The organism is Archangium lansingense (assembly GCF_026626635.1).
GTDB lineage: Bacteria > Myxococcota > Myxococcia > Myxococcales > Myxococcaceae > Archangium > Archangium lansingense.
Genome location: NZ_JAPNKA010000001.1, coordinates 9411921 through 9435671 on the forward strand (window position 1 = coordinate 9411921; position 23751 = coordinate 9435671).

Below are 23751 nucleotides of genomic sequence, written 5' to 3' on the forward strand. Positions count from 1 at the left end.
GCGGGGTCAGTCCGAAGGGGCTGGCCCCGTCTGTTTTTCGGAGTCTCTGCCATGAAGCTCATCTGTGGACTGGGCAATCCCGGGCGCGAGTACGAGCGCCACCGTCACAACATTGGATTCATGGTGGTGGAGGCACTGCTGTCGCGTGCCCGCGCCGAGCTCAACCAGGAGAAGTTCCAGGCCCGGGTGGGCCAGGGCACCCTGGGCGGCGAGAAGGTCCTCTTCCTGGAGCCGCAGACGTACATGAACCTGTCCGGCCGCTCGGTGGCCGAGGCTGCGCGCTTCTACAAGGTGGCGGTGGAGGACATCCTCGTCATCCACGACGAGCTGGACATGCCCTTCGGGCGGCTGCAGCTCAAGGTGGGCGGGGGCAGCGGGGGCCACAACGGGCTGAAGAGCACCGTCTCCAGCCTGGGGGCGGACGGCTTCATCCGCCTGCGCTTCGGCATCGGCAAGCCGCAGGGCCCCAACGCCAAGGAGCGGGTGGCCGGCTACGTCCTGTCCAATTTCGACGACGCGGAGCGCCGGCAGCTCGACGAGCTGATCGCCCTGGCGGAGGAGGCCTCGGAGACGTGGGTCCGTGACGGGCTGGCCACGGCCATGAACCGGTACAACAAGCGGGCGCCTTGACTCGGGGTCTGGCCCCCCGTAGAAGGCCCCTTCCCCGCTGGCCGGAAGTACGGGCAGGGCGGCGGTGTTCTTTTTCATCATCCCGGGTGCGCGAGCCTCCGGGACGAAACGCGAGGGAGACGGGCGCGTGGTTTTCCCGTTCCCGGCGGACGGTCCCCCTTGGACCGGCTGACCGTTTCCCCGCTCCTCGGGCAACCGGGGGGCACTCAACCCCAAGGGGAGAGAAACATGGCTGAGACGCAGGCCGCCACGCGGCTTCGTGAGTACGAGACCATCTTCCTGGTCAAGCCTGACCTCACCGACGACAACGTGGACAAGCTCAAGGAGCGCGTCCGTGGAATCGTCAGCCGTGAGGGAGGCAAGGTCCTCCGCTTCACGGTGTGGGGCAAGAAGAAGACGCTGTACCCCATCGCCAAGCAGCCCCGCGCCATCTACGTGCACGCCAGCTACCTGGGTACCACCAGGCTGGTGGCCGAGATCGAGCGCAACCTCCGCATCCTCGATGAGGTGACGCGCTACCTGTCCGTGAAGCTGGCGGATGAGGTGGATCCCGAGAGCCGTCCGGTGCTCGAGGACCTGAAGCTGGCCGGCGACGTCGAGGAGACGCGTCCCGGTGCCGCGGCGGCCGGTGAGCGTGCCGGGGTCGTCGAGGAGGCTTCCGAGGGCGAGGAGGAGGGCACCGAGGAGGCCTAGTGCCCCCGCGGTCGTCTTCTACGGATCCATTCCAGAGAAGAGAGAACACTCATGATTGGCAATGACAGGAACGCTGCCCGCGGCGGCGACAGGGACCGCGGTGGTGACAGGGATCGCGGTGACCGGGGCGGTGGCGCCGGTGGCGATGACGAGAAGCGTGGTGGCCGTGGCTTTGGCCGCAAGAAGGTCTGCCGCTTCTGCGCCGAGAAGAACGCCAAGGTGGACTTCAAGGATCAGTCGACCCTGAAGTACTTCGTCACGGAGCGCGGCAAGATCATCCCCCGCCGCATCTCCGGCAACTGCGCCAAGCACCAGCGCGAGATCGCCACGGCCATCAAGCGCGCCCGCGGTCTGGCGCTGCTTCCCTACAACGCGATGGTCGGCTGATAGCCGGACCCCCCGCACCAACGGAGACATCACATGAAGGTCATTCTTCGTGAGGACGTCGCGAACCTGGGCAAGTCCGGTGAGCTCGTGACGGTGAAGGACGGCTTCGGCCGTAACTACCTGCTGCCGCGCAAGATGGCGGTGCTGGCCACCGAGCAGAACGTGCGTCAGCTCGAGCACGAGCGCGCGGTCATCTCGGCGCGCAACGCCAAGCTGAAGGGCGCTGCCGAGGAGCAGGCCAAGAAGATCGGCTCGGTCAAGGCCGTCATCCGCCGCAAGGTGGGTGAGCAGGACAAGCTGTACGGCTCGGTCACCGCGCTGGACATCGCCGAGGCGCTCGCCGCCCAGGGTCAGACGGTGGATCGCCGTCTCATCCACCTGCCCGAGCCCATCAAGGCCACGGGTCAGTACGAGGTGGAGCTGCGGCTGCACCGCGACGTGGTGGCGAAGATCAAGGTCGAGGTCGCGCCGGAGGCCTGATCCCCGCTCCCCTCCCTCTCCCCCCGGGAGAGGGTCGGGGTGAGGGTATCCGTCCCCGTGCTGTGAGCTCGTGAAGTCAGGGGCCGTCCGGGAGTCAACCCCCGGGCGGCCTTTTCATTTGCGGGAGGAAGCCGGTCCCTAGGCCCAGATGTCAGAGGCTGCGATCAGGCTGCTGCGCTACATCCCTGTAGTAGACTGGCCGGGAGCCATGGACAACATCCTCGACATTCGGACGGGCGGACGCAGGTCTCACGAAGACCTCGCCGCCGAGCGCGCGGTGCTGGGCGCCGTGCTCGCGGACAACTCGCTCCTCGACAGCCTGGCGGAAGTGGTGCATCCGGACGATTTCGCCAGTCCAGCGCACGCTCAAATCTTCGAGGCGATGCTCAAGCTGTCCGGCTCCTCGCGGCAGGTGGACCACCTGACGCTGGCCGAGGAGCTGAAGGTGCTCGGGCATCTGGCGGCGGTGGGCGGCCCGGCCTACCTGATGAGCCTGGATCAGGTGGTGCCCGTGCCGGGCAACGCCGTGCAGTACGCGAAGATCGTCAAGGACCAGGCCATCCGGCGGCGGCTGGCGGGCGCGGGGCGGGAGATCCAGGAGCTGGCCAGCCAGGAAACGGGCGAGCTGGACGCCCTGCTGGATGAGGCCGAGCGCAAGGTCTTCCTCCTGGCTGAAAAGAAGCGCGTGGGAGACCTGCGGCCCGTCAGCGAGCTGATGGAGCACACGCTGGACCTCCTGGACAAGCTGAAGACCGCGACGACAGGCATCACCGGCCTGTCCACGGGCTACGTCGACCTGGACAACCAGCTCACGGGCCTGCATGGCGGCGAGCTCATCATCCTCGCGGCGCGCCCCGGCGTGGGAAAGACGTCCTTCGCGATGAACATCGCCACGCACGTGGGCCTGGCGGATGAGCCCAGGGCGGCGGCCATCTTCAGCCTGGAAATGCCCGCGGACCAGCTGCTGATGCGTCTGCTGGCCTCGAGCGCGCGCGTGGACATGAAGAAGCTGCGCGGCGGCCGGCTCACCCCGAATGACGAGGAGAAGTTCCAGGAGATGGCGGGCAAGCTCTACAACGCCCCCATCTACATCGACGACTCGGGCGGCCTGTCCCCGTTCGACCTGCGCGCCAAGGCCCGGCGGCTCAAGCAGAGGGATCCCCGGCTGTCGCTGATCGTCATCGACTACCTCCAGCTCATGCACCAGAAGGGCAAGGTGGAGAGCCGCCAGCTGGAAATCTCCGAGATCTCCCGCGCGCTCAAGCAGCTCGCCAAGGAGCTGAATGTGCCCATCATCGCGCTCTCGCAGCTCAGCCGTAAGGTGGAGGAGCGCAAGGGCGGCAAGCCGATGCTCTCGGACCTGCGCGAGTCGGGCGCCATCGAGCAGGACGCCGACGTGGTGATGTTCATCCACCGCGAGGATCAGACCGAGGGTGAGGGCGGCGAGGTCCGCACCAGCTCGGCCATCCCCGTGCAGCTCGTCATCGCCAAGCAGCGTAACGGCCCCATCGGGGACATCGACCTGGTGTTCCTCGCCGAGTACACGCGCTTCGAGAGCCGGGCGCGCGTCGAGTAGGCGTCAGACGACGAAGGCCACCCGCACGCGCCTGCGTCCCTTCTCGAGCTGTCTCACGAGGGACTCGGGCGTGTCGCCGGACTCGCTCCAGGCGTCGATCTCCTCCAGCTCCCAGTCCTCGAAGACACCCGCTCCGTCGAAGCCGGGGATGAAGCCCTCGCGCATGGCCTGCTGCACGCCTCGCAGCGGCCCCACGACGACCACGTCCCCGAAGCCGAAGAAGCGCATGTCCGTGCCGGTCGCCTCCAGCGCCGCGTTGAGCAGGGCCAGCACCGCGTTGATGTTGAAGAAGCCCGAGTAGTCGTGGAACGTGACGCTGTAGCGCCGCCCTCCGTGCCTCAGGCGCATCGTGTACCGGCTGTCCGTTCCGCCCCCTTCCTTGTCGGAGTCCTCGGGCAAGAGCGCGCGCTCCTCGCCCTCCGCGTCCTCCTCTCCAGGCAGCACCTGCGTGAACCTCGCTCCGTCCAGCAGCGGCGAGACGAGCCTCGCGAGATCCAACACCAGGAGCCCATGGTTGACCGGGTACTCGCCCGCATCCGGGTCGAAGCCGTAACCGCGCCCCAGGCGCATGAAGGTCTCGTCCCAATACTCGGGTCTGTCGTCATCGGGTATCCGGGACTCGGGCGGAATCTGGAGCAGCTCGCGCAGGCGGTACTCATTCTGGATGGCCATGTCTCCTCTCCGTGCTCGGGACCTCCTGTGTCCCATACCGGTCTGACAGTGCTCGCACGGATGTCCGGAATCGGATGGGGCTCTCCGGTGCTCGGGTTGGAGTACGGAGACGGGTACCCTCACCCTGTCCCTCTCTCCCAGGGGGAGAGGGGAAATGACCTCAGCGGGCTCACTGGAAGGTGAGGCGGTTCAGTCCCGACCGGTGCGCAGGTAGCGCGTCACGTAGGACTTCGCCCGGCGCGCGGCGGCTGTCGGGGTCTTGCCCCGTCCCAACTCCACCGCGAAGGCAGAGGCCAACCGGCACCCCGTTCCCCGACGCTCGGGCGAGCGCTCCAGCCGCTCCCCCTCCAGCAGCACGTCCCGGTCCGGCAGGCACAGCACGTCCACGGCTCCTGCCTCTCGATGCCCGCCCTTCACCAGCACCGCGCCAAAGCCGTGAGCCACTAGCACCCGCCCGGCCTCGCGCGCCTCCTCCACCGTGCGCACCTCGCCCCCGCCGAGCAGCCATGCCGCCTCGTCCAGGTTCGGCGTGAGCGCCACCTTCGGCCCCGCCAGGCCCAGGTAGTGCCGCCGCGTCAGCTTCGAGAGCGGCTCGCCCCGCGACGTCCGCACCACCGGGTCCACCACCCACCACGCGTCCACGCCCTCGAGCGCCTCGCGCAGCGCGGCCAGCAGCGCCGGCCCGGGCACCTGTCCCAGTTTCACCGCATGCAGCGGCCCTAGCTCGAGCGCTGCCTTCACCTGGGCTTTCAGCACCCGCGCCGGCGTGGGCTGGTACAGGAAGGTCGCCCGGCCCTGCGCCGTCTGCGCGGACGGAACGGCCACCGGTGCTCCTCCGAGCGCCCGCACCGCGGTCACATCCGCCAGCAGTCCCGCGCGGCCCGTGGGCTCATGGCCCGCGCACAACAGCACGCGCGGCGTCCCGTTCACCGCCGGTGCTCGCGCGCCTTCTGGATGAACAGCCGGTACACGCCTACGTGTATCGGCACCGTGTTGAGCATCAGCTCCGGGTGCCACTGCACGCCCAGCGCGAAGCCGTACTGGGTGGACTCGATGGCCTCCACCACTCCGTCCGGCGACACCGCGCTCACCACCACCTGCGCGCCAATCCGCTGCGCCGCCTGGTGGTGCGTGGAGTTCACCATCAGCTGGCCCTTGCCGAGCGCCTCCGCCAACAGCGTCCCATCCTTCACCTCCACCGGGTGCTGGGGATGCGTCCGATCATGCTTCTGCTCATGCTCGTGCGCGCCCTTCACCTCGCGGCCGATGTCCTGGTGCAGCGTGCCGCCCAGCACCACGTTGAGCAGCTGCATGCCCCCGCAGATGCCCAGCACCGGCATGTTGCGCTTGAACGCCCCACGCATCAGCGCCGACTCGAAGGCCGTGCGCGACAGCTTCAGCGGCCCCATCCCCTCGCGAGCCGTCTCGCCGTAGGCCTCGGGCGGAATGTCGAAGGCCCCGCCCGTGACGAGCAGCCCGGAGATGCGATCCAGGTACGCTTCCACACACGCCAGCTCGTCCGAGTACGGCAACACGAAGGGCAGGCCCCCCGCGCGCAGTACCGCGTCCGCGTAGGGCACCTTCAACTCGTAATAAGAGAACTGCGAGTCCGGCCGACTGGCGCTGAAGTCCGGGGTGATGCCGATGTTGGGCCGGCGCGGTGCCTGGCCATGGCCATGAGGTTTCATGCGTCTCCGCCCACGAGGCTAGCCCCCTGGGCGCCCCTGTCAAAAGCAGCGGAGAGGCGCCGGACACGCTCGGCGATGTCCTCGGCGAGCAGGGCGTCCGAGGCCACCGCTCCACCGTGTGCTCCCGTAGCGGCCAGGTCGGCAATGTTCTCCAGCTTCACCCCGCCAATCCCCACCACCGGCAGAGGACTCGCGCGCACCACCGCGGCGAAGCCCCCCAACCCCAGCACCGGCGCGGGCACCTGCTTGGTCGTCGTGCCAAAGACCGGCCCCAGGCCTACATAGTCCGCCCCAGCCGCCAGGGCCGCGCGCGCATCCTCCAAGCCACGCACCGTCACCCCCACCAGCCCCTCCGGGCCCAACAGCGCCCTCGCCTCCTCGGCGGGCAGGTCCTCCTCTCCCACATGCACCCCATGCGCGCCCGACAGCAGGGCCAGGTCCACCCGGTCGTTCACCAGACACACCGCCCCCGCCCTCCGACAGGCCGCCACCACCTCGCGCGCCGCCACCAGCGCCTCCCGGAGCGGAGTCCGCTTCATCCGCAGTTGCACCACCCGCGCCCCTCCAGCGAGCAGACCGGCCGCCTTCTCCCTCAGTGACAGTTCGGGGCGCAGGGTGTCGTCACAGAGGACATAGAGGCCTCGGGGAAGGGATGGACGGACGAGGGCGTTCATCGGCTCCGGATGGGTGGGGGTTCAGCGGCGTTGACAGAGGGTAGCCCTGCTATAAGGTGGCGCGCCCTTTTCCAAGAGATTCCGAGGAGTTGACCATGGCCACCCCGACAGACCCCAAGCAGCTCGACAAGCGTACGGCCGAGCGTTACCTGCGCTCCGGCACGGTGGATGAGAAGGCGTACCAGCGCCACATCGAGTCCCTGCCGGACGTGGCCGACAAGGGCGTGCCCGTGGAGACGGTCATGCACGACGAGCTCGAGGACGAAGAGGACTTCGACGACGAGGACGAGGATGAGGGCGACGAGGACGAGGACTCCGAGTCGGACGAGTGACGCCATGAGCGAGGAGAAGCGCGGAGAGACTTTCGTGATGCGGGGTGAGGCGCCCGAGGCCGCCATCACCTTCAGCACCTTCCTCATCGGCCTGGCCTCCAGCGCCGTCATCCACCTGGGTGAGGCGCCCAACCCGGAGACGGGCAAGGCCGAGAAGGATCTGGTGCTCGCCCGTCAGAGCCTGGATCTGCTGGGGATGCTGCACGACAAGACGCGCGGCAACCTCACCCCGGAGGAGCAGCAGCTCTTCGACAACCTCCTGGCCGACCTGCGCATCCGCTTCGTGGAGGCAAGCAAGCGGTGAATCCTCGTGTCTCCCCCACCCCCCCGCTCCTGCCGCGGCGCATCCGCTTCGCGGCGGCGGTGTGCCTCGTGCTCTCCGCCCTCACGGGCTTCTCGGCCCTCCGGGAGACCCTGGAGCTGGGCCACCTGGGGGAGCTGCGCGACGAAGTCAGCAACCTGACGCGCTTCTCCAAGGACCCGGACCTGATCGTCGCCGCGCACATCTCCGAAGCGCAGATCGCCGCGCTCGAGCCCATGCGGGATTCCCGCTCCGTGGTGCTGGGAGCGCTCGCGGTGGCGTGCTCCTTCGCCTTCGTGGCCTCCGGCCGGCTCCTCAGGCCCGGAGGGCTGCCCCTGGAACGGATGCGCCGGGTGATCGCCGGCTCCGCCATCCTCGCCGCCCTGCTGCGCACCATTGATGGGGCGCAGTGGGCCGTGGTGGCCCGCCGCATCGGCCCCGTCATGGCCGAGCACCTGAGCACCCTGCCCATGTTCCAGCAGGCCGAGGCCGCCGCCCAGCTCAAGGCGACCCTGCCCGGGCTCGCCGCGGCCTTCACCATGGTGATGACGGCCGTCATCGCCGGCACCTTCGCCCTGCTCGGCCAGTACTTCCGCAGCGAGGGTGTCCGTCAGGCCATCAGCACCCAGGACGGCGAGCTGGCGGTAGAAGAAGAGGACTGAAGGCCCGCTGCCGGGCCCTCCGCTTCACGCCGCGTGGCCCCGCAGCAGGTGCTCCAGAGGCCGCTCCGACTCCGGCTCCGAGCCGTTGAGCACCAGCCGTGTCCCCTGCATGCGGTGAAGCTGCAGCAGCAGCTCGCGCTCCACCCCGTACACCCATGCCAGGTGGCCCAGCGGCCAGCGCTCCTGCATCCGCGCGAAGGCCTCGTCGTCGAACTCCCCGTCCAGACACTCGGGCAGCTCCACCTCGTCATAGGAGAGCCGCTCCCCGCCCACGTTCTGGCCTCCACCAAAGGCCATGACCTCCTCATACTCCTGGGGGTCATACACGTAGGAGTGGACCGTAATGCCCGCCTCCTTGGACAGCAGCCGGGCGAACGCTTGATGCTCGCTGTACCAGTGCGAGCCCCGGCGCCCCGCGCTGTGGGGTCCGTCCAGGGCCAGCCGGATGACCTTGCGCCGACGATAGACGCAGACCGTCAACCAGGAGTCCGCCGGGGCGCCGTCCTCGACGAGCGCCCGCCGGGCCAGCTCCAAGAGCTTCAGGCCCCCTAGGGATTCAGTTCTGATGAGATAGCCGCCGTGCGCTTCCAGAGGAGTCCCCCCAAGGTGGCGCGCATATACCCGGCCTGATGGCAGGAAGGCAACTCCAGGACAGCCTGGAAGTTCGTAGAGGCTCCAAGCATCCAGGCTCACGCGACAAGTGAAATGTGGGCGGTCCGCGCGTGCTTGCCAAGACACCCCCGACCCTTACGTTGGGGGGCATGAGACTCGACAAGTACACAGTCAAGGCCCAGGAAGCCATTCAGGAAGGACAGTCTCTGGCCCGCCGGGCGGACAACCCGAGCTACGAGCCGGAGCATCTCGCCACCGCGCTGCTCGGACAGAAGGACGGCATCGTCGAGCCCCTGCTGCGCAAGATCGGCGTGGACGTGAAGCTGTTCGCCTCCCGGTTGGGTGAGGCGCTCCAGAAGCTGCCACGGATGCAGGGCGGCGAGAGCGCGATGCTCAGCCAGAGGCTGCTGAAAACCTTCGACAAGGCCGAGGACGAGGCCAAGAGCCTCAAGGACGACTTCATCTCCAGCGAGCACCTGCTGCTGGCGCTCACCCAGGACAAGGGTGCGGTGGGCGAGGTGATGAAGTCCTCGGGCGTGACGCGCGATCGCGTCCAGTCCAGCCTGAAGGAAGTGCGCGGCTCCAGCCGGGTGACGAGCCAGGACGCGGAGTCCACCTACCAGGCGCTGGAGAAGTACGGGCGCGATCTGACGGACGCGGCGCGGGCCGGGAAGTTGGACCCCGTCATCGGCCGGGACGAGGAGATCCGCCGCTGCATCCAGGTGCTCAGCCGGCGCACGAAGAACAATCCGGTGCTCATCGGTGAACCGGGCGTGGGCAAGACGGCCATCGTCGAGGGCCTGGCGCGGCGCATCGTCGATGGGGACGTGCCCGAGGGGCTGAAGAACAAGCGCCTGGTGACGTTGGACCTGGGCGCGATGGTGGCGGGAGCCAAGTTCCGCGGCGAGTTCGAGGAGCGCCTCAAGGCGGTGCTCAAGGAGGTGGCGGACGCCGCGGGGGAGATCATCCTCTTCATCGACGAGATGCACACCCTGGTGGGCGCGGGCAAGGCCGAGGGCTCGATGGACGCGGGCAACATGCTCAAGCCGGCGCTGGCGCGCGGCGAGCTGCACTGCATCGGCGCCACCACGCTGGACGAGTACCGCAAGCACATTGAAAAGGACGCGGCCCTGGAGCGGCGCTTCCAGCCGGTGATGGTGGGCGAGCCCAACGTGCACGACACCATCAGCATCCTGCGTGGCCTCAAGGAGCGCTACGAGGTGCACCACGGCGTGCGCATCCAGGACTCCGCGCTGGTGTCCGCGGCCAACCTGTCCAACCGCTACATCTCCGACCGCTTCCTGCCGGACAAGGCCATCGACCTCGTCGACGAGGCGTGCAGCCGCCTGCGCATCGAGATCGACTCGATGCCGACGGAGATCGACGACATCCGGCGGAAGATGAACCAGCTGGAGATCGAGCGCGAGGGCCTGCGCAAGGAGACGGATCCGCACTCGATCGAGCGGCTGGGGAAGATCGAGAAGGAGCTGGCCGAGCTCAGCGAGCGCTTCACTGGACTGAAGGCACACTGGGACGCGGAGAAGAAGGCCATTGCTGGCATCCGAGAGCAGAAGGAGAAGCTCGAGAAGGCGAAGAACGATCAGGCGGCGGTGGAGCGGCAGGGCGACTTCAACAAGGCGGCGGAGATCAAGTACGGCGTCATCCCCGGCCTGGAGAAGGAGATCGCCCAGCAGAACGCGAAGCTGGCCGAGCTGCAGAAGAACCACAAGTTCCTCAAGGAGGAGGTGGACGCGGAGGACATCGCCGCCGTGGTGGGCAAGTGGACGGGCATCCCCGTCTCCAAGCTGATGGAGGGCGAGGTCCAGAAGCTGGTGCACATGGAGGACCGGCTGGCCAAGCGGGTCATCGGTCAGCGCAGCGCCATCGAGGCGGTGAGCAACGCGGTGCGCCGGGCGCGCTCGGGGTTGCAGGATCCAAACCGGCCCATCGGCTCGTTCATCTTCCTGGGCCCCACGGGCGTGGGAAAGACGGAGACGGCCAAGGCGCTGGCGGAGTTCCTCTTCGATGACGACAGCGCGATGGTGCGCATCGACATGTCCGAGTACATGGAGAAGCACTCCGTGGCCCGGCTGGTGGGCGCGCCTCCGGGGTACGTCGGCTACGAAGAGGGCGGCCAGCTCACCGAGGCGGTGCGGCGCCGGCCGTACACGGTGGTCCTGTTCGATGAAATCGAGAAGGCCCACCCGGACGTCTTCAACATGCTGCTGCAGATTCTCGACGAGGGCCGGCTGACGGACAGCCAGGGCAGGACCGTGGACTTCAAGAACACGGTGCTGATCATGACGAGCAACATCGGCTCGCAGGCGATGCAGGAGGGAATGCAGGGCAAGGAGGATCTGGACGAGGCGACGCGCGAGGACGTGCTGGGGATTCTGCGCCAGCACTTCCGGCCGGAGTTCCTCAACCGCGTGGACGAGGTCATCATCTTCGAGCCGCTGCGCAAGAAGGACATCCGGCAGATCGTCGAGCTGCAGGTGGTGAGACTGCAGAAGCTGCTGGCCGACAAGCGGCTGACGATGGAGCTGACGGAGAAGGCGGAGGATCTCCTGTCCGAGCGCGGCTACGACCCAACGTACGGAGCGCGGCCGCTGAAGCGAGCCATCCAGAAGTACCTGATGGACCCGCTGGCGCTGAAGGTGTTGGGAGGCGAGTTCCTGCCCGGGGACCACATTTTGGTGGACGCGGGCAAGGACGGACTCACCTTCAGCAAGGGACAGGCGAAAGCCGCGTAACCCTCCCCTCTCCCCCTGGGAGAGGGACGGGGTGAGGGTATCGAGGGCCTCGGGCATCAACCCGGGGCCCTTTCACGTTCCACGTGCCTACCCGCCTGGTGCGCGCCCATTGACGACCGGGAGCATCCGGCCGAGAGTCGGCCCGTGCTCCTCCCCCTGGTGGCCGCCCTCTTGGTGCGCCAGCCGATCGACCCCCAGCAGCCCGGCGTGGGCGCCCCCAGCCCCGACGCCGCCGGGCCTGTCATCTCCGAACCCGCCCCTGCCCCGCCCCCGGCGCCACCCGAGCCCGAGGAAGTCGACCGCCGCAAGCAGACGGTCGTCACCTCCTCGCGCTCCGAGCGCAAGCTCGAGGATGTGGTGGTGGCCACCGAGGTCATCACCCGCAAGCAGATTGAAGCGGTGGGCGCCCGGGACCTGGGCCAGCTCCTGCAACAGCACCCGGGCGTGGAGCTGGTACAGACCTTCCGGGGTACGGGCATGCGCCTGCAGGGCCTGGATCCCGAGTACGTCCTCATCCTCGTCGACGGCGAGCGCGTGAGCGGCCGAGTGGGCACCACGCTGGACCTCGGACGTTTCAGCCTGCGCGACGTGGAGCGCGTGGAGATTGTCAAAGGGCCCGCGGCGGCGCTCTACGGCGCGGATGCCATTGGCGGCGTGGTGAACCTCATCACCCGGCACGTGCAGCGCCCGCTGGAGCTGGGGGCACGGGGCACGTTCGGCACGCTGCTGGAGGGCGACTTCCGCGCGAACGCGGGCACGAAGCAGGGCCCCCTCGAGGTGCGCGTGGGCGGCGGCTACCGCACCCGCAACCCCTATGACTGGGCGCCCGCGGATGCGGCAACGAGCGGCTCGGGTATCCGCCGAATCGATGGTGACGTGGCCCTCGCCTACGCAGCGGATGACCGCTCGCGCCTGTGGCTGCGCAGCCAGTACACCTTTCGAGACGAGAACGCGGTCGACCTCAACCCCTCGGGCGCGGTGCTCGACCGGCGGCAGCGGCAGGAGCAGTTCGATGTGTCGCTCGGCGGCAGGAAACAGCTCCCCAACGAGACCTCGCTGCTCGTCCGGGGACACTTCGGCCTGTTCCGCGACCAACTCCTGCAGGACCAGCGCGGCTCGCGGGCGCTCGACGACTACTCGCAGAACGTCAACCGGCTCTACGAGGGTGTCTTCCAGGCGGACCACCGCTTGGGCAACCACGCGCTCACCGGAGGCCTCGAGGTGCTCGGCGAGCGGCTCACCTCGGCACGGCTCGAGGAGAGCCCGGTAGGCCGCATCCGGGGCGGCGCATTCCTCCAGGACGAGTGGGATGTGGCGCTGTCCTCGGACGGCTCGGGGCCGAAGCTGAAGGTGGCACCGGGTTTCCGCTTCGACCTGGACTCGCAGTTCGGCGGAGCCCCCTCGCCGCGGCTGGCACTCAAGCTGGACCCCATCCCGGCGCTGACGGTGCGCGCCTCGGTGGGACTCGGGTTCCGCCCACCGTCCTTCCAGGAGATGTACCTGCGCTTCACCAACCAGGGCATCGGCTACATCGTCGCGGGCAACCGCAACCTCACGGCCGAGCGCTCCACGGCGGTGAATGTCGGCGTGGACTGGCGCCCCCCCATCGACGGTTGGGTGTTCTCCGCGAGCGGTTTCCACACCCGGCTGAACAACCTCATCAACATCACCGCCGGAGGGACGCCGGACCCGGACAACCCGGTGACCTTCAGCTACGAGAACGTGGCCAGGGCCTACACGCAGGGCATCGAGGTCAACGGACGCTTCCGGCTGCCCATGCGCTCCACGTACCTGGACCTGGCGTACATGCTGCTGGATGCGAGGGACCAGACGCGCAATCGCCCGCTGGAGGCCCGCTCGCGGCACCGCGTCAACGCACAGCTGTCCACGAGGTACCGCCCGTGGAACCTGGAGGCCACCGTACGGGGCTCGTGGGTGAGTGGCCGGCCGTACTACCTGGGCACGGATGGCGGCATGGCCAATGTCATTGGCCTCGAGGAGCGCGAGGTGTGGGCGCCTTCGTATTTCGATCTCGAGGCCACGGTCACCTACAAGCTTCGAGGCGGGTTCGACGTCTTCGTCAACAGCTACAACCTGCTCAACGCAGGAGACCAGCAATTCAACCCGCGGCCCCCGCGAGGCGTGCTGGGCGGAGTCCAGTGGGAGTACTGAGGAAAGCCCCCTCTCCCTCTGGGAGAGGGCTGGGGTGAGGGTCGACATGCAGATGCGGATTCACAAGACGGTACTGCTCCTCGGGCTCGCGGTGGCGGGCTGCGCCCCGGACCTGCGCACGGACTACCCGTTCGACGGCGAGACGAACAGCGGACCCCTCGTCGAGGTGACGCCCCAGGAGGGCGGGAGCTCCCACGCGCTGATCGACGCGACGAACAAGTCCGCGCTGGTCTTCTTCGACATCGACGAAGGCCGGGAGATGAAGACCGACGAGGCCTTCGAGAGCAACGGATGGGACCTGGCCTTCCAGCGCTACACCATCACGATGAACGGTGGAGGCGGAAACCCCACGGGAGAGGTGCGGGTGGCGGTGCTCAAGAACCAGGGCTGGGACTCCCTCGCGTCGGCACCGACCGAGGGCTATCAGCAAGACGCCTCGGAGCCGGTGTTCAGCGGAGTCGAGGGCGGCTGGTACTACTACGATCTCTCCACGCACCGGCTGAGCCCGCGCGCGGAGTTGCTGTACGTGGTCCGCAGCAGCACCGGACAGTTCTTCAAGCTGCAAATGCTCTCGTATTACGACAGTGCGGGCACTCCAGCCCGGCTCTCGTTGCGCTATCAGCCCATGCCGCCACCTACCCTGGCGCCCTGAGAACGGACCCTAAAGGGACGTGGCCAGAAAGGATGTTCGCGGGTCTTCCCTCCAGCCCAGGAGTGGAGATGCGCGCAACGCCTAGCACCCCGATAGCGACCCTTCTGTGTCTCGTCTTGATGGCTGGCTGCACCGAGCAACGCGAGGCCGAGGTCCTCCCCGAGCCAGCAAGCCCTGTGTGCGAAGGTGTCGCCCCACGCACCTTGGATGAGGTCTTCGCCACACACTTCTCGGCGCAACAGCCGACGGGATGCATCACGGCCTGTCATGAGCAGGGCCTCGGGGGCCTGACATTCCGTGACGCCCAGGAGATGTGGCAGGCCACCGTCAATCGGACCTCTACCGGGCAGCCGATGCGCCGGCTCGTGGTGCCCGGCCGCCCCGAGTACAGCCACTTCTACTTGAAGCTGCTACCAGACTCGCCGGGGCGGATGCCCCAGGGTGGGCCCTACCTCGATGAGGCGGCGCTGCGCGACGTCGCCGGGTGGATCTGCTCGGGAGCGCCTGCTCCCTCTGGAGGCGGAACAACAGATGGGGGCACGGACAACCCGCGGCCGCAACTGGACTCGCTCACGCCCTCCTCCGTCCTGGTGGGGACGGGCGAGGTAGGAGTAACGCTGGGCGGTGGCGGCTTCCTCTCCAGCAGCCAGGTCTCCTTCGACGGAGTGCCCCTCACCCCCACCTATGTGAGCCCCTCCCAGTTGGAGGTGCTCCTGCCGGCCGCCATCACCGCCGAGAGCGGCACACATCGCTTCCGGGTGAGCAACCCGCCCCCAGGCGGGGGTGATAGCAGCGAGCAAGAGTTTCTCGTCACAAACCCGGCACCTGCCTTGAGCAACCTCAACCCCTCCAGCGTGGCCACCAACGGCGCTCCCTTTACCCTGACACTCACCGGCACGGGCTTCACCGCCGCCTCCACGGTGGTGTTCAACGGGTCCGACGTGACGACGACCTACGGAGGGCCCACCACGCTGACGGGGCGGATTCCCACCCTCGCCACGCCCGGTGGCTACGCCATCACCGTGCGCAACCCGGCTCCTGGCGGAGGCACGAGCAATGGCCTCACTCTCACCGCCATCGACTCGAGCGCCCCCTCCATCACCGGGCTCGCCCCAGCGCGCGTTGTGGCCAGTGCCGCCTTCTCACTTACCGTGACGGGCTCCGGCTACGTCTGCTCGCCACCCGCCAGCCGCTCCACCGTCCTCTTCAATGGGAGCTCGTATACCCCCTCGTCCTGTGCCTCCACACAGCTCACGGTGTCGCTGCCCGCCACGCCCGCGGGCGACTACCCGGTGCAGGTGAGGAATAGCAATGGCGAGACGAGCAACACGCTGATGCTGGAGGTGCGCGAGGCCAACCCGGTGCCTACGCTCACCGCGCTATCTCCCTCACAAGGAGAGCGCGGTGGAGTGGCCTTCACCCTGCGGGCCACCGGCACGGGCTTCGTGCCCGGAGCCACGCTGTCCTTCAATGGCAACTCTCGGAGCACCACCTACGTGAGCCCGACGGAGGTAACGGCCGCCATTCCCGCTTCGGACCTTGGCACCACCGGCAGCTTCCCGGTGACGGTGGCCAATCCCGCGCCGGGCGGAGGCGCGAGCAACAGCCTCGATTTCAGCGTCGTTGCGCCCAACCCCCTGCCCTCCGTGTCCTCGCTGTCTCCTTGTGGCACGGTGGCCGGGACTGCGGGCTTCACCCTGACCCTGAGCGGCACGGGCTTCGTGGCGGGAGCAAGTGCCACCTTCAACGGGAGCCCGGTGACGGTGACCTTCGTCAGCACAGGTGAGCTGCGAGCCTCCATCCCCGCTTCGCTGGTGGCCTCAGCGCCCTCGGGGAACGCGGCCGCCGTGGTTATCACCAACCCAGCGCCAGGAGGCGGGTCCTCCGCCCCGGCCTACTTTGGCGTGGCCACCCAGAGCGTCACACTGGCCAATGACGTCCAGCCAATCTTCACCGCGAGCTGCGCGAACGCGGGCTGCCACAGCAGCCCGTCCACGCCCGTCAACCTCACCGCTGGGCGCTCATACGGAGAGCTCGTCGGAGTTCCCAGCAGCGGCTGCTCCTCGCGTCTGCAGGTGATGGCCTGCGGCCCGCTGCGCAACCAGAGCTTTCTCATCGACAAGATTCTCGCCACCAACAACAGCCCCGCCTGCTCGGGAGCGCCCATGCCCAAAGGGACTCCGCTCACCGCCGCGCAGAAACAGCTCATCATCGACTGGGTGGCCCAGGGCGCCCCACAGTGAGCGAGGGAGTCTCCAGGCCGCCCCCCACTTCGAAAAAACGCCGTAGTTCGCGGCGCAGACTCTTCTTGGGCCCGGTACTGCCAAAAGCGCGGCCCCCGCGAGGCGCGCTGGGCGAAGCCCAGTGGGGGTGCTGAATCTCCTACTCGGAATCATCCTTCCATTCGTCCGTCTCCAACTCCTCCGGAAGAGGGGCGATCATGAAGCGCAGCCTCCCTGATACATCAACGACCATGAAGCCCTTGCCTGCGATCTTCACACGCTCGGAGTCCTTGGCGTTCCCGCTGGCAAGCCATTGATCCGCCTCTTCTCGCGTCGTGAACTCATGAGCGACCTCGACTGTGAATGGGATGGCAAAGCACGATCTGTAATATTTATCAAACTCATCCCTCTTCACACGGTCGCGAATGTAGAGCAACGCAATCTGAGCAAGAGCGAATGCCCTTCTCTCCTTCGAGCCTTCCGCATGATTCTCGATGAAGGGGTTCAGAAAATAGATCACTTCTTCTAAATCAAACTCTGGAATATCTGCCATCACATCACCAAACCTTCGGCCTGCTTACAGCGGGGCCAGGACCAACGCGCTACCCACAATAGCAATGACGTAAGGGGCGGCAACCATGCCTCCCACGATGACAACTGTTCCAATCGCCACCTCGGCCTTATGCTCCCGGAGCCAGCCGAGTGCAGCATCAACGGTCGGGAAATGAAGCTCCTTTCTCTGGGACTGTGACTCTTGCCGCTCCAGTTCCTCTTGCTCCTTGGTGCACTTCCTGAACACCTCGAGACATTCACTGGAGCAGTGTTTGTGGTGGTTTTCAGAGTGCTTCTTGATGCTCGTCTCCTTAGGCTTCCGCCTCCAGCACTTCTTGAAACACTGTTTTTCCAGTTCGTTGCAGTAGGCATCGGCGCCAGCGCCGCCAGTCCCGCTCCCAACCAGGGAGCCAACTCCACTCGCGTCCTCGGAAATGACGTAGACTTTTCGCTCTGGTTGCTGCGTGTGGGAGCATCCGACGCTGGCCACTGCCATGGCCGTCAGCAGAACTGTCAGTTTCGTCAGACTTACCGGCTTCATTGCGCGCTCCCCTCAATACGGTGCGGCCTTGCTCGCCTGCTCTCTTATGGTGTGGAGGGTACCAAGCGGGGGATGCCTCCAGACTGGCGGGTCACTCCTCACAACACGGACTGGTCAACTCTGGACGGAACCCCTCCCTGTTGCTGTCCGTGGTCCGCAGCAGTAGCGGGCAATTCTTCGAGCCTCAGAATTGGGTTCTCCACCCCGTACCCAACCCGCTGCGTCCGGGGCCCGAGGTCATCTCCCTGGTAACCTCCGAGATTTTTGGAGGTAGCGAGATGCTCCACGAGAGTAGTCGGCAGGCATGGAGTGAGCATCCCGGGCCGGACCTCGCTCCGGGTACGGAAGTGGCGGGCTTCATCGTCGAGGGCCTGCTCGCCACCGGCAGCTTCGGCACCGTGTACCGGGCGAGACGGTGCGGACGGCCTTTCGCCATCAAGCTGATGCGCATCGACCCGCGGGGAGACCGGGAGGCGGCCGCACTGCGCCTGGTGCGGCACCCCAACGTCGTGACCTTCCACGGGTATGGCCTCTGGCCAGAGGAAGAGCCGCGCTTCCTGGTACTCGCCCTGGCGCTCGTCGAGGGCCGCACGCTCGACGTCTGGGTTACACAGGAGAATCCCTCCGCGCTCGAACTGGTGATGCGGGTGTTGTTGCCCTTGGCGCTCACCCTGGCGGACGTGCATGCCTCGGGCGTGGTGCACCGGGACATCAAGGAAGCCAACATCGTCGTTCGCGAGGCGGACGGACAACCCGTGCTGGTGGACTTCGGCGCGGCGGGCATCAAGGTGGGTGCACCTCGTCTGACCCTGCGACTGCCACCGGGCACCGCTGAGTACCGCAGCCCCGAGGCGTTGCGCTTCGCCCGCCAGTGGGAGGGAGAACCCTACCCCTTCGCTCCGGGAGACGACCTGTGGGCGTTGGGCGTCGTCATCTACATTCTGTTGACGCGCACGCTTCCCTTCGGAGACCGGAACGGCCCGGACCTGAATCGGGCCATCCTCGAGAAGACACCGCCGGCCCCGCATGAGCTCAACCCGCGCGTGCCCCTGGCCCTGAGCGAGCTGTGCATGGGAATGCTGGAGAAGGAGGCCGAGGCCCGGTACCCGGATGCCAAGGCGCTCGCGGAGGACCTGCTGGAGCTGTGCACCCAGGCGGACAGTTCCTGGCGTACACCGCTGTTTCCTGGAGCCAGACGAGACAAGCGAGCTGCCCCTGCCTCGGCGATGCCCGAACGCCGGGTCCCAAAGATGTGGTGGGCTGCCGGACTCGCCCTCGCCGCCGTGCTGGTGGTGCCCGGCGTGCTCTCCCTGTTCGCCTCGTGGCAGCAGCAGCCCTCGACGGTGCTGCCTCTCAACCAACGCACGGGGTCTCCGCCCTCGTCCCCACCGCAGCAGGCCGCTCCTCGCCAAGAAATGGCGTCAGCACGGTTGACGGGAGAAGTTGGCAACGGCGCGGCACCTGAGAAGTCATCCACCCCCGCGCCCGTCGCCACCGCGACGAACCGAGAGGAGCCCCCGATGACGAAGTCCAAGACGACCCGCGCCCTGCTTGCCGCCGGCTGTGTAGCCGGTTCCGCCTGCGTGAGTGGTCCGCAGCAGCGTCAGCCTCCGGAGCCTGCAGAGTGCCCGCCCGGCTCGGAGGCGACCCGCAAGCGATTCAACATCATCCCGGGTAGACCGGACCGCATCATCATCCCGCCCTTCGACACCCAGTACCCTGACGCCTTGGTTTCGGAGGGACCTGTCACTGCCGAGATCCTCCCAGAGTGGGGGGATCTCCCGCGCCGGATCCGCATCGATGGCGAGCTGTTTTTCGGAAAGGAGCATGTCTATGGCCGTTTCACCCGGGCTCACCTACCTGATGGTGAGATCGTTCCGGTCTGCCTGCAGGTGAGGACGACGCAGGGACTCGGAATTGCCATGGAGCCCGGCAGCACGTCCGAGAAGGCCCGTGTCTCCAACATCATGAGTGTTCAGCCGGTGCCGCGCTTCGAATAACCCCGTGCCAGAGACGACTGTCCATGCTGCTCCCTTCCGCCCTCCTGGTTCTCGTGCCTCTTCAAGGCGCGCCCCTCATGCAGCCGCCCACCACCACGGCGTGCAAGGAGTTGCAGCGCATCGAGCTCGCGTTGGCTCCTGCGGCAACAGCCCGGGAGATCTGCATCAGCCCGGGGCTCATGACGAACTTCGTCTTCGACACGCGCACGGAGGTGGACCTGCAAGACGAGGTCCGCTTCCTGGAGGTGACTCGAGGGCGTAGCACCCTCAGCCTCCTGCCTCCACCGGATCTCGTACTGGGAGAGCGACTCCGGCTCACGGTCCTCCTTGGAGACGGAACCACCCAGCAGCGTGTCACCTTCTCCCTGGTCGCCTACCCGGGACAGGCGGCACACCAGGTGGAGGTGTATCGCGACCAGCGCCCCCGGGAATCCTTGCAGCAAGAACTCGCCCAGGAGCTGGCGACGAACCAGCGACTCCGCGATGAGCTCGAGCAGACGCGGGCCCGATTCGAGCAACTGCAGGCCAAACTCAAGCAGTCTGGTGGACTCCGGGACCTGATCGCCAACAAGATAATCAGCAATTTCGGCATCCAGGCGCGGGACCTCAAGAAGAAGGAACTCGTTCCATCGGAAGGAGTCCTCACTTACGAATGGGGCTTCGGTTACCGCTCTGACAAGAGCATCGCGGCGGAGGTGTCACTGAAGAACTCGAGCCCGGAGCCCTGGATAGTGGCTGGTGGCTCGCTGGTGGACGCCCATGGCAAGGAGCTGAAGGGGATGAAGCTTCGGCAGGAGAAGCCCATTGCGCCCGGCAGCGAAGGTTCGGTCATCGTGGAGGTAGACGTACTGCGGTACGAGGTACTTGGTGAATTGACGCTGACGCTGCGGGATGAAGGCTCGCGTAGCATCACCATTCCCGGGTTGGTGTTCCCGTAGCGATTGGGTGGACCCCAAAAGATTTCTCAACCGGGCCGTTGACGCTCAGTTCCCGAGCTAGGAAGACATCATAAGGGCTTGAAGGTGCCCGCTTTCCATTCCTGTAGCGTTCTCTCCGCTGAGAATCCCACCAGGCCATCAACGCTTCTAGCGATTTCGGTGAGCACCCGCTCCCCCTCGCTTGGTGCAAACTCCAACACCGAGCCAGCAACCCAGCACCGGGTCCCCGGGTCTGGATCATCGAGCAGCTTCAATAACTGACGTTGCGCTTCGAGACCTCTGGCTCGCAACTCCCTCTCGATTGCAACCAGAAGCTCGAACATGCGGTTTGCCTCTTTCGGCCTGCCCGCATGAATCGCAGACCACCTCTCAGTGGAAAGGCTTTTGATTCTCTCGATCAGCTCTTCCGTTGAGAGTCTCTTTATACGTGTCATCCTGCGGCCCCCAGCCGCGAACCCGCCTCCCGAGCCGCGGCGCTCTGGGGATCCCGCTCGAGCACGAGCCTCCACGCCTCCCTGGCGCGCTCACCCCGACCGAGCTTCTCCAGGCAATCGCCCCACGCCAGCAGCGCTCCCCCGCCCTGCCCCTTGTACGGGTGCGCGGCCCCGGCCTCGAAGTGCCGCGCTGCCTCCTCCAACCGCCCCTCCGCCAGGGCGATGCGCCCAAGCATGAACAGCCCGTTCCTCGTGCTCGCCACCCGGCGCGCGAACTTCAACCCCGCCCGCGCCTCACTCGCTGCCTCGTCGTACCGCCGCATTGCCAGCAGCACCGCAGCCCGGGTGAAGGCCACCTCGCTCCAATACACACGGGGAATACCCTTGCGGTTCAACTGATCCAGGGTCGCGAGCGCGTCGGCCTCGTGACCGGTGTGCGCCTGGATCCACGCCCGTTGCATGGGGATCGCCTGCCGGAGCATGGGCTCGTCGACCGCAGCCTCCTCCACGGCTCGGAGGCACTCGCTGGCAGCCTCCCAGTCACCCAGGTTGTAGTGCGCCTCACAGAGGTTGAACCGCGCCAGGGCCGACTGCTCGTCGGGCCCCCACTCTTCCGAGATGGGTTCCTCCTGGGGCTCCCACCCGCGCTCGACCTCCAGCGCCTCCCGATACAGGCCCGCGTTGATGAAGGTGTTGATGGCCGTGTTGGCCAGGCTCCAGTCCCCTACGGCCCTGGCCTCGTCCGCGAGCCGCCGCGCTCCCTCGACGGCTCGCGCGGTCTCCCCGAGTGCCTCATGGGCATGCACCCGGAGTTGCAGCAGCGAGCGCCGCATAAATGCATCGGCCCCCAGCAACCCGATGGCGCGGGTGAGGCCGAGAGTGCCGCGATAGGCGCCCCAGTGGAAGCTGCACTCCTCCGCCAGTGCGAACAGCGCACCGATGACCGGCTGCCGGAGCAGCACGGCGATCATGACGAAGAGAGCAAGGGCGAGCCAGGGCATGAGGTGACCCGGGCCAGCCTACCGCGCCCATGCGAAGAACGAAGAAATGGCGCCTGCTCGTCCGCCGGGCGGCAGGCCCGCTCGAACCCGCGTTCCCGGCCCGCTCCCCAGGACGTATCCTGCGCCCCGGAACAGGGCCGCCCTTCGCGGGCCCGGAGTCGAACGGACACGCAATGGCTGGAGCACGCAGCGGACTCGTGGGCATCTGGGACCGCCCCTTCATCAACCTCGAGCCCTACCTCGAGCTGGCGCAGCTCGCCTCGCTGGATGACGAGATCTGCTACGCGCTCGCCCAGGTGGGCACCAGCTACACCGGCGGCAGCCACAAGGCCATGGGCATCGTCCCGCCCTCGCTCGCGGACGACCCCTACGTCGACTACGGCCAGGTCATCCGCGGCTTCTCCGAGAAGGAGTTCGCCACCTTCGTCTCGCTCGGAAACGACGCCGGTGCGTTCGACCCACGGCGCCGCCACGAGTACGAGTTCGGCGAGGAGCGCGACCACCCGCTCACCCGCGAGCAGATGCGCTTCCTCGAGTTCAAGCACGGCGTCTACTTCCCCTGGAAGGTCTTCTACGAGCTCATCCCCGGCGGCTACTGGAGCGAGAAGAGCACCAGCGCCGGCAAGGACTTCACCCGCGAGGCCCGCCTCTACTTCCCTCGCACCGTGGCCTTCGTGAAGTCCCTTCCCTTCCGGGAGCTCGGCCGCTGCACCCTGCTCGGGCTCAACGCCAACGACCACGGCACCGTCCACCGCGACGGCGAGCCCGAGGACCAGACGGCCCCCGACCACTTCATCACCGTCTGCCCTCGCGGCAACAAGCGCCTCTACCTCTGGGACGAGGAGCGCCAGGAGAAGACGCACGTGGACGGCCACGCATACTGGTTCAACGACTTCGACTACCACGGCGTCGAGGCCGCCCCCTTCTTCCGCTACTCGCTGCGCGTGGATGGAGTCTTCGAGCCCGCCTTCTTCGAGCGGCTACAGCGGGACCACGCGCCTCAAGGAGAGCGAGCCTCCTCCTCGTAGGCCACCTCGGGAGGCGGTACGCGGGACACGCCCCGCCACCGGCACGTGGGCCCAATGAGTGTGAGTGCCCCCTGGGCCGCCAACGCCAGCAACGAGCGCAGCACCTCCGAGCCTCCGCGCACGGGCGCCGCCAACGGCACGCTGAAGCACAGCGCCTCCTCGTCCTGCTCGGGCTCGCACGGCGCGAGCGCCTGGACGAGCTTGTACATGGGCACGTTGCCCGCCAGCACCCGGAACTCGAAGCGCTCCACGCCCCGCTCGCGCGCGGCCTCCACCAGCCTGTCCATCAAGATGCGGCCGAGCCCCTTGCCCTGCGCGTCGTCCACCACGGTGATGGCCACCTCGGCGACCTCGGGCGCGTGGGCCTGGCGGAAGAACCGGGCCACTCCCAGCCCCACCTCTTTGCCGCTCGGGCTCCACGTCACCGCCCCGATGGCCACGTGCCGCTCCCCATCCACGCTCGTCAGGTAGCTCAACTCCTCGGCAGTCAGCCGGGGCTTGGCCGACAAGAAGCGCTGGTAGCGCGAGCGCGAGGAGAGCCGCTCGAAGCCCTCTCGCAGCAGCGCCGCATCCTCGCGCCGGACCATCCGCAGCTCCGCCCACGTCCCGTCCGCGAGCGACAACCGTTCTCGGTACTGCGAGTGGAAACGACGGTACGGCTGCATGTGGAACCTCCCCCCGTGGTCCACGCAACCTGGGTCCAATGCCGCACCGCGGCAACCCATCCCCGCCCCTGTTCCGCACCGCTGGG

Annotated in this window: 25 protein-coding genes; 15 read left to right on the top strand and 10 right to left on the bottom strand. The window is 67.3% G+C overall.

The genetic code is table 11. From position 1 onward, the window contains the following. Nucleotides 1–51 precede the first annotated feature (51 nt). From pth to dnaB, 5 genes are all read left to right on the top strand, one after another. The gene (pth, locus tag OV287_RS37245; RefSeq protein WP_267538789.1) at nt 52–630 is read left to right on the top strand and encodes an aminoacyl-tRNA hydrolase; all 579 of its coding nucleotides are present in this window, start codon (nt 52–54) and stop codon (nt 628–630) included. A 228-nt stretch (nt 631–858) separates the two neighbouring features. Further along, nucleotides 859–1323 (top strand): 30S ribosomal protein S6, encoded by a 465-nt coding sequence (gene rpsF, locus OV287_RS37250; protein WP_267538790.1) that lies wholly within the window; start codon nt 859–861, stop codon nt 1321–1323. Nucleotides 1324–1374: 51 nt separating this feature from the next. Further along, complete coding sequence (gene rpsR, locus OV287_RS37255) at nt 1375–1710, top strand: 30S ribosomal protein S18 (protein WP_267538791.1); 336 nt, start codon at nt 1375–1377, stop codon at nt 1708–1710. A gap of 33 nt (nt 1711–1743) precedes the next feature. Then, nucleotides 1744–2190 carry a 50S ribosomal protein L9 gene (rplI, locus tag OV287_RS37260; RefSeq protein ID WP_267538792.1) on the top strand — a complete coding sequence of 149 codons (447 nt, stop codon included), beginning with the start codon at nt 1744–1746 and terminating at the stop codon, nt 2188–2190. 208 nt (nt 2191–2398) lie between these two features. Continuing rightward, nucleotides 2399–3766: a replicative DNA helicase gene (dnaB, locus tag OV287_RS37265; RefSeq protein ID WP_267538793.1), complete on the top strand. Its 1368-nt coding sequence runs from the start codon at nt 2399–2401 to the stop codon at nt 3764–3766. A gap of 3 nt (nt 3767–3769) precedes the next feature. Here the strand turns inward: dnaB and OV287_RS37270 are convergent, their stop codons facing one another. From OV287_RS37270 to thiE, 4 genes are all read right to left on the bottom strand, one after another. Further along, a complete protein-coding gene (locus OV287_RS37270) occupies nt 3770–4438 on the bottom strand; it encodes a hypothetical protein (RefSeq protein WP_267538794.1) in 669 nt (222 codons plus the stop codon). A 189-nt stretch (nt 4439–4627) separates the two neighbouring features. Further along, a complete protein-coding gene (gene thiD, locus OV287_RS37275) occupies nt 4628–5368 on the bottom strand; it encodes a bifunctional hydroxymethylpyrimidine kinase/phosphomethylpyrimidine kinase (RefSeq protein WP_267538795.1) in 741 nt (246 codons plus the stop codon). Next, complete coding sequence (locus OV287_RS37280; RefSeq protein ID WP_267538796.1) at nt 5365–6126, bottom strand: gamma-glutamyl-gamma-aminobutyrate hydrolase family protein; 762 nt, start codon at nt 6124–6126, stop codon at nt 5365–5367. The genes thiD and OV287_RS37280 overlap by 4 nt, the downstream gene beginning before the upstream one ends. After that, on the bottom strand, nt 6123–6800 hold the full coding sequence (gene thiE, locus OV287_RS37285; RefSeq protein WP_267538797.1) for a thiamine phosphate synthase: 678 nt from the start codon (nt 6798–6800) through the stop codon (nt 6123–6125). Before thiE ends, OV287_RS37280 begins: the two co-directional genes overlap by 4 nt. 95 nt (nt 6801–6895) lie before the next feature. On the opposite strand from thiE, the gene OV287_RS37290 reads away from it, so the two are divergent. The 3 genes from OV287_RS37290 to OV287_RS37300 are packed head-to-tail and all read left to right on the top strand — an operon-like array spanning nt 6896 to nt 8095. Beyond that, nucleotides 6896–7132, top strand: a complete 237-nt coding sequence (locus OV287_RS37290; RefSeq protein ID WP_267538798.1) for a hypothetical protein — start codon at nt 6896–6898, stop codon at nt 7130–7132. A 4-nt stretch (nt 7133–7136) separates the two neighbouring features. After that, nucleotides 7137–7436, top strand: a complete 300-nt coding sequence (locus tag OV287_RS37295) for a DUF1844 domain-containing protein (protein ID WP_267538799.1) — start codon at nt 7137–7139, stop codon at nt 7434–7436. After that, nucleotides 7433–8095: a hypothetical protein gene (locus tag OV287_RS37300; RefSeq protein WP_267538800.1), complete on the top strand. Its 663-nt coding sequence runs from the start codon at nt 7433–7435 to the stop codon at nt 8093–8095. The genes OV287_RS37295 and OV287_RS37300 overlap by 4 nt, the downstream gene beginning before the upstream one ends. A gap of 24 nt (nt 8096–8119) precedes the next feature. On the opposite strand, the gene OV287_RS37305 is transcribed toward OV287_RS37300, so the two are convergent. After that, a complete protein-coding gene (locus OV287_RS37305) occupies nt 8120–8629 on the bottom strand; it encodes a hypothetical protein (RefSeq protein WP_267538801.1) in 510 nt (169 codons plus the stop codon). Between the two features lie 227 nt (nt 8630–8856). On the opposite strand from OV287_RS37305, the gene clpB reads away from it, so the two are divergent. The 4 genes from clpB (at nt 8857) to OV287_RS37325 (ending at nt 16527) form a co-directional block, all read left to right on the top strand. Continuing rightward, a complete protein-coding gene (gene clpB, locus OV287_RS37310) occupies nt 8857–11460 on the top strand; it encodes an ATP-dependent chaperone ClpB (protein ID WP_267538802.1) in 2604 nt (867 codons plus the stop codon). Nucleotides 11461–11604: 144 nt separating this feature from the next. After that, nucleotides 11605–13632: a TonB-dependent receptor plug domain-containing protein gene (locus OV287_RS37315; protein ID WP_267538803.1), complete on the top strand. Its 2028-nt coding sequence runs from the start codon at nt 11605–11607 to the stop codon at nt 13630–13632. 46 nt (nt 13633–13678) lie between these two features. Beyond that, nucleotides 13679–14284 carry an HmuY family protein gene (locus tag OV287_RS37320; RefSeq protein WP_267538804.1) on the top strand — a complete coding sequence of 202 codons (606 nt, stop codon included), beginning with the start codon at nt 13679–13681 and terminating at the stop codon, nt 14282–14284. 68 nt (nt 14285–14352) lie between these two features. Beyond that, the gene (locus tag OV287_RS37325; protein ID WP_267538805.1) at nt 14353–16527 is read left to right on the top strand and encodes a choice-of-anchor Z repeating domain-containing protein; all 2175 of its coding nucleotides are present in this window, start codon (nt 14353–14355) and stop codon (nt 16525–16527) included. A 139-nt stretch (nt 16528–16666) separates the two neighbouring features. Here the strand turns inward: OV287_RS37325 and OV287_RS37330 are convergent, their stop codons facing one another. Then, nucleotides 16667–17059: a hypothetical protein gene (locus tag OV287_RS37330; RefSeq protein WP_267538806.1), complete on the bottom strand. Its 393-nt coding sequence runs from the start codon at nt 17057–17059 to the stop codon at nt 16667–16669. Nucleotides 17060–17083: 24 nt separating this feature from the next. Next, nucleotides 17084–17599: a hypothetical protein gene (locus tag OV287_RS37335; protein WP_267538807.1), complete on the bottom strand. Its 516-nt coding sequence runs from the start codon at nt 17597–17599 to the stop codon at nt 17084–17086. A gap of 278 nt (nt 17600–17877) precedes the next feature. Between OV287_RS37335 and OV287_RS37340 the strand changes: the two genes are divergently transcribed. Both OV287_RS37340 and OV287_RS37345 read left to right on the top strand, forming a co-directional pair. Continuing rightward, nucleotides 17878–19599: a serine/threonine protein kinase gene (locus tag OV287_RS37340; RefSeq protein ID WP_267538808.1), complete on the top strand. Its 1722-nt coding sequence runs from the start codon at nt 17878–17880 to the stop codon at nt 19597–19599. Between the two features lie 23 nt (nt 19600–19622). Next, nucleotides 19623–20537, top strand: a complete 915-nt coding sequence (locus OV287_RS37345) for a DUF2381 family protein (protein WP_267538809.1) — start codon at nt 19623–19625, stop codon at nt 20535–20537. Nucleotides 20538–20605: 68 nt separating this feature from the next. On the opposite strand, the gene OV287_RS37350 is transcribed toward OV287_RS37345, so the two are convergent. Together OV287_RS37350 and OV287_RS37355 are read right to left on the bottom strand one after the other, a co-directional pair. Further along, on the bottom strand, nt 20606–20971 hold the full coding sequence (locus OV287_RS37350) for a DUF2019 domain-containing protein (RefSeq protein ID WP_267538810.1): 366 nt from the start codon (nt 20969–20971) through the stop codon (nt 20606–20608). Further along, nucleotides 20968–21972 carry a tetratricopeptide repeat protein gene (locus tag OV287_RS37355; RefSeq protein ID WP_267538811.1) on the bottom strand — a complete coding sequence of 335 codons (1005 nt, stop codon included), beginning with the start codon at nt 21970–21972 and terminating at the stop codon, nt 20968–20970. Before OV287_RS37355 ends, OV287_RS37350 begins: the two co-directional genes overlap by 4 nt. Nucleotides 21973–22145: 173 nt before the next feature. On the opposite strand from OV287_RS37355, the gene OV287_RS37360 reads away from it, so the two are divergent. Next, a complete protein-coding gene (locus OV287_RS37360) occupies nt 22146–23000 on the top strand; it encodes a hypothetical protein (protein ID WP_267538812.1) in 855 nt (284 codons plus the stop codon). On the opposite strand, the gene OV287_RS37365 is transcribed toward OV287_RS37360, so the two are convergent. After that, complete coding sequence (locus OV287_RS37365; RefSeq protein WP_267538813.1) at nt 22973–23665, bottom strand: GNAT family N-acetyltransferase; 693 nt, start codon at nt 23663–23665, stop codon at nt 22973–22975. The two genes, OV287_RS37360 and OV287_RS37365, sit on opposite strands and share 28 nt — an antisense overlap. Between the last annotated feature and the right edge of the window lie 86 nt (nt 23666–23751).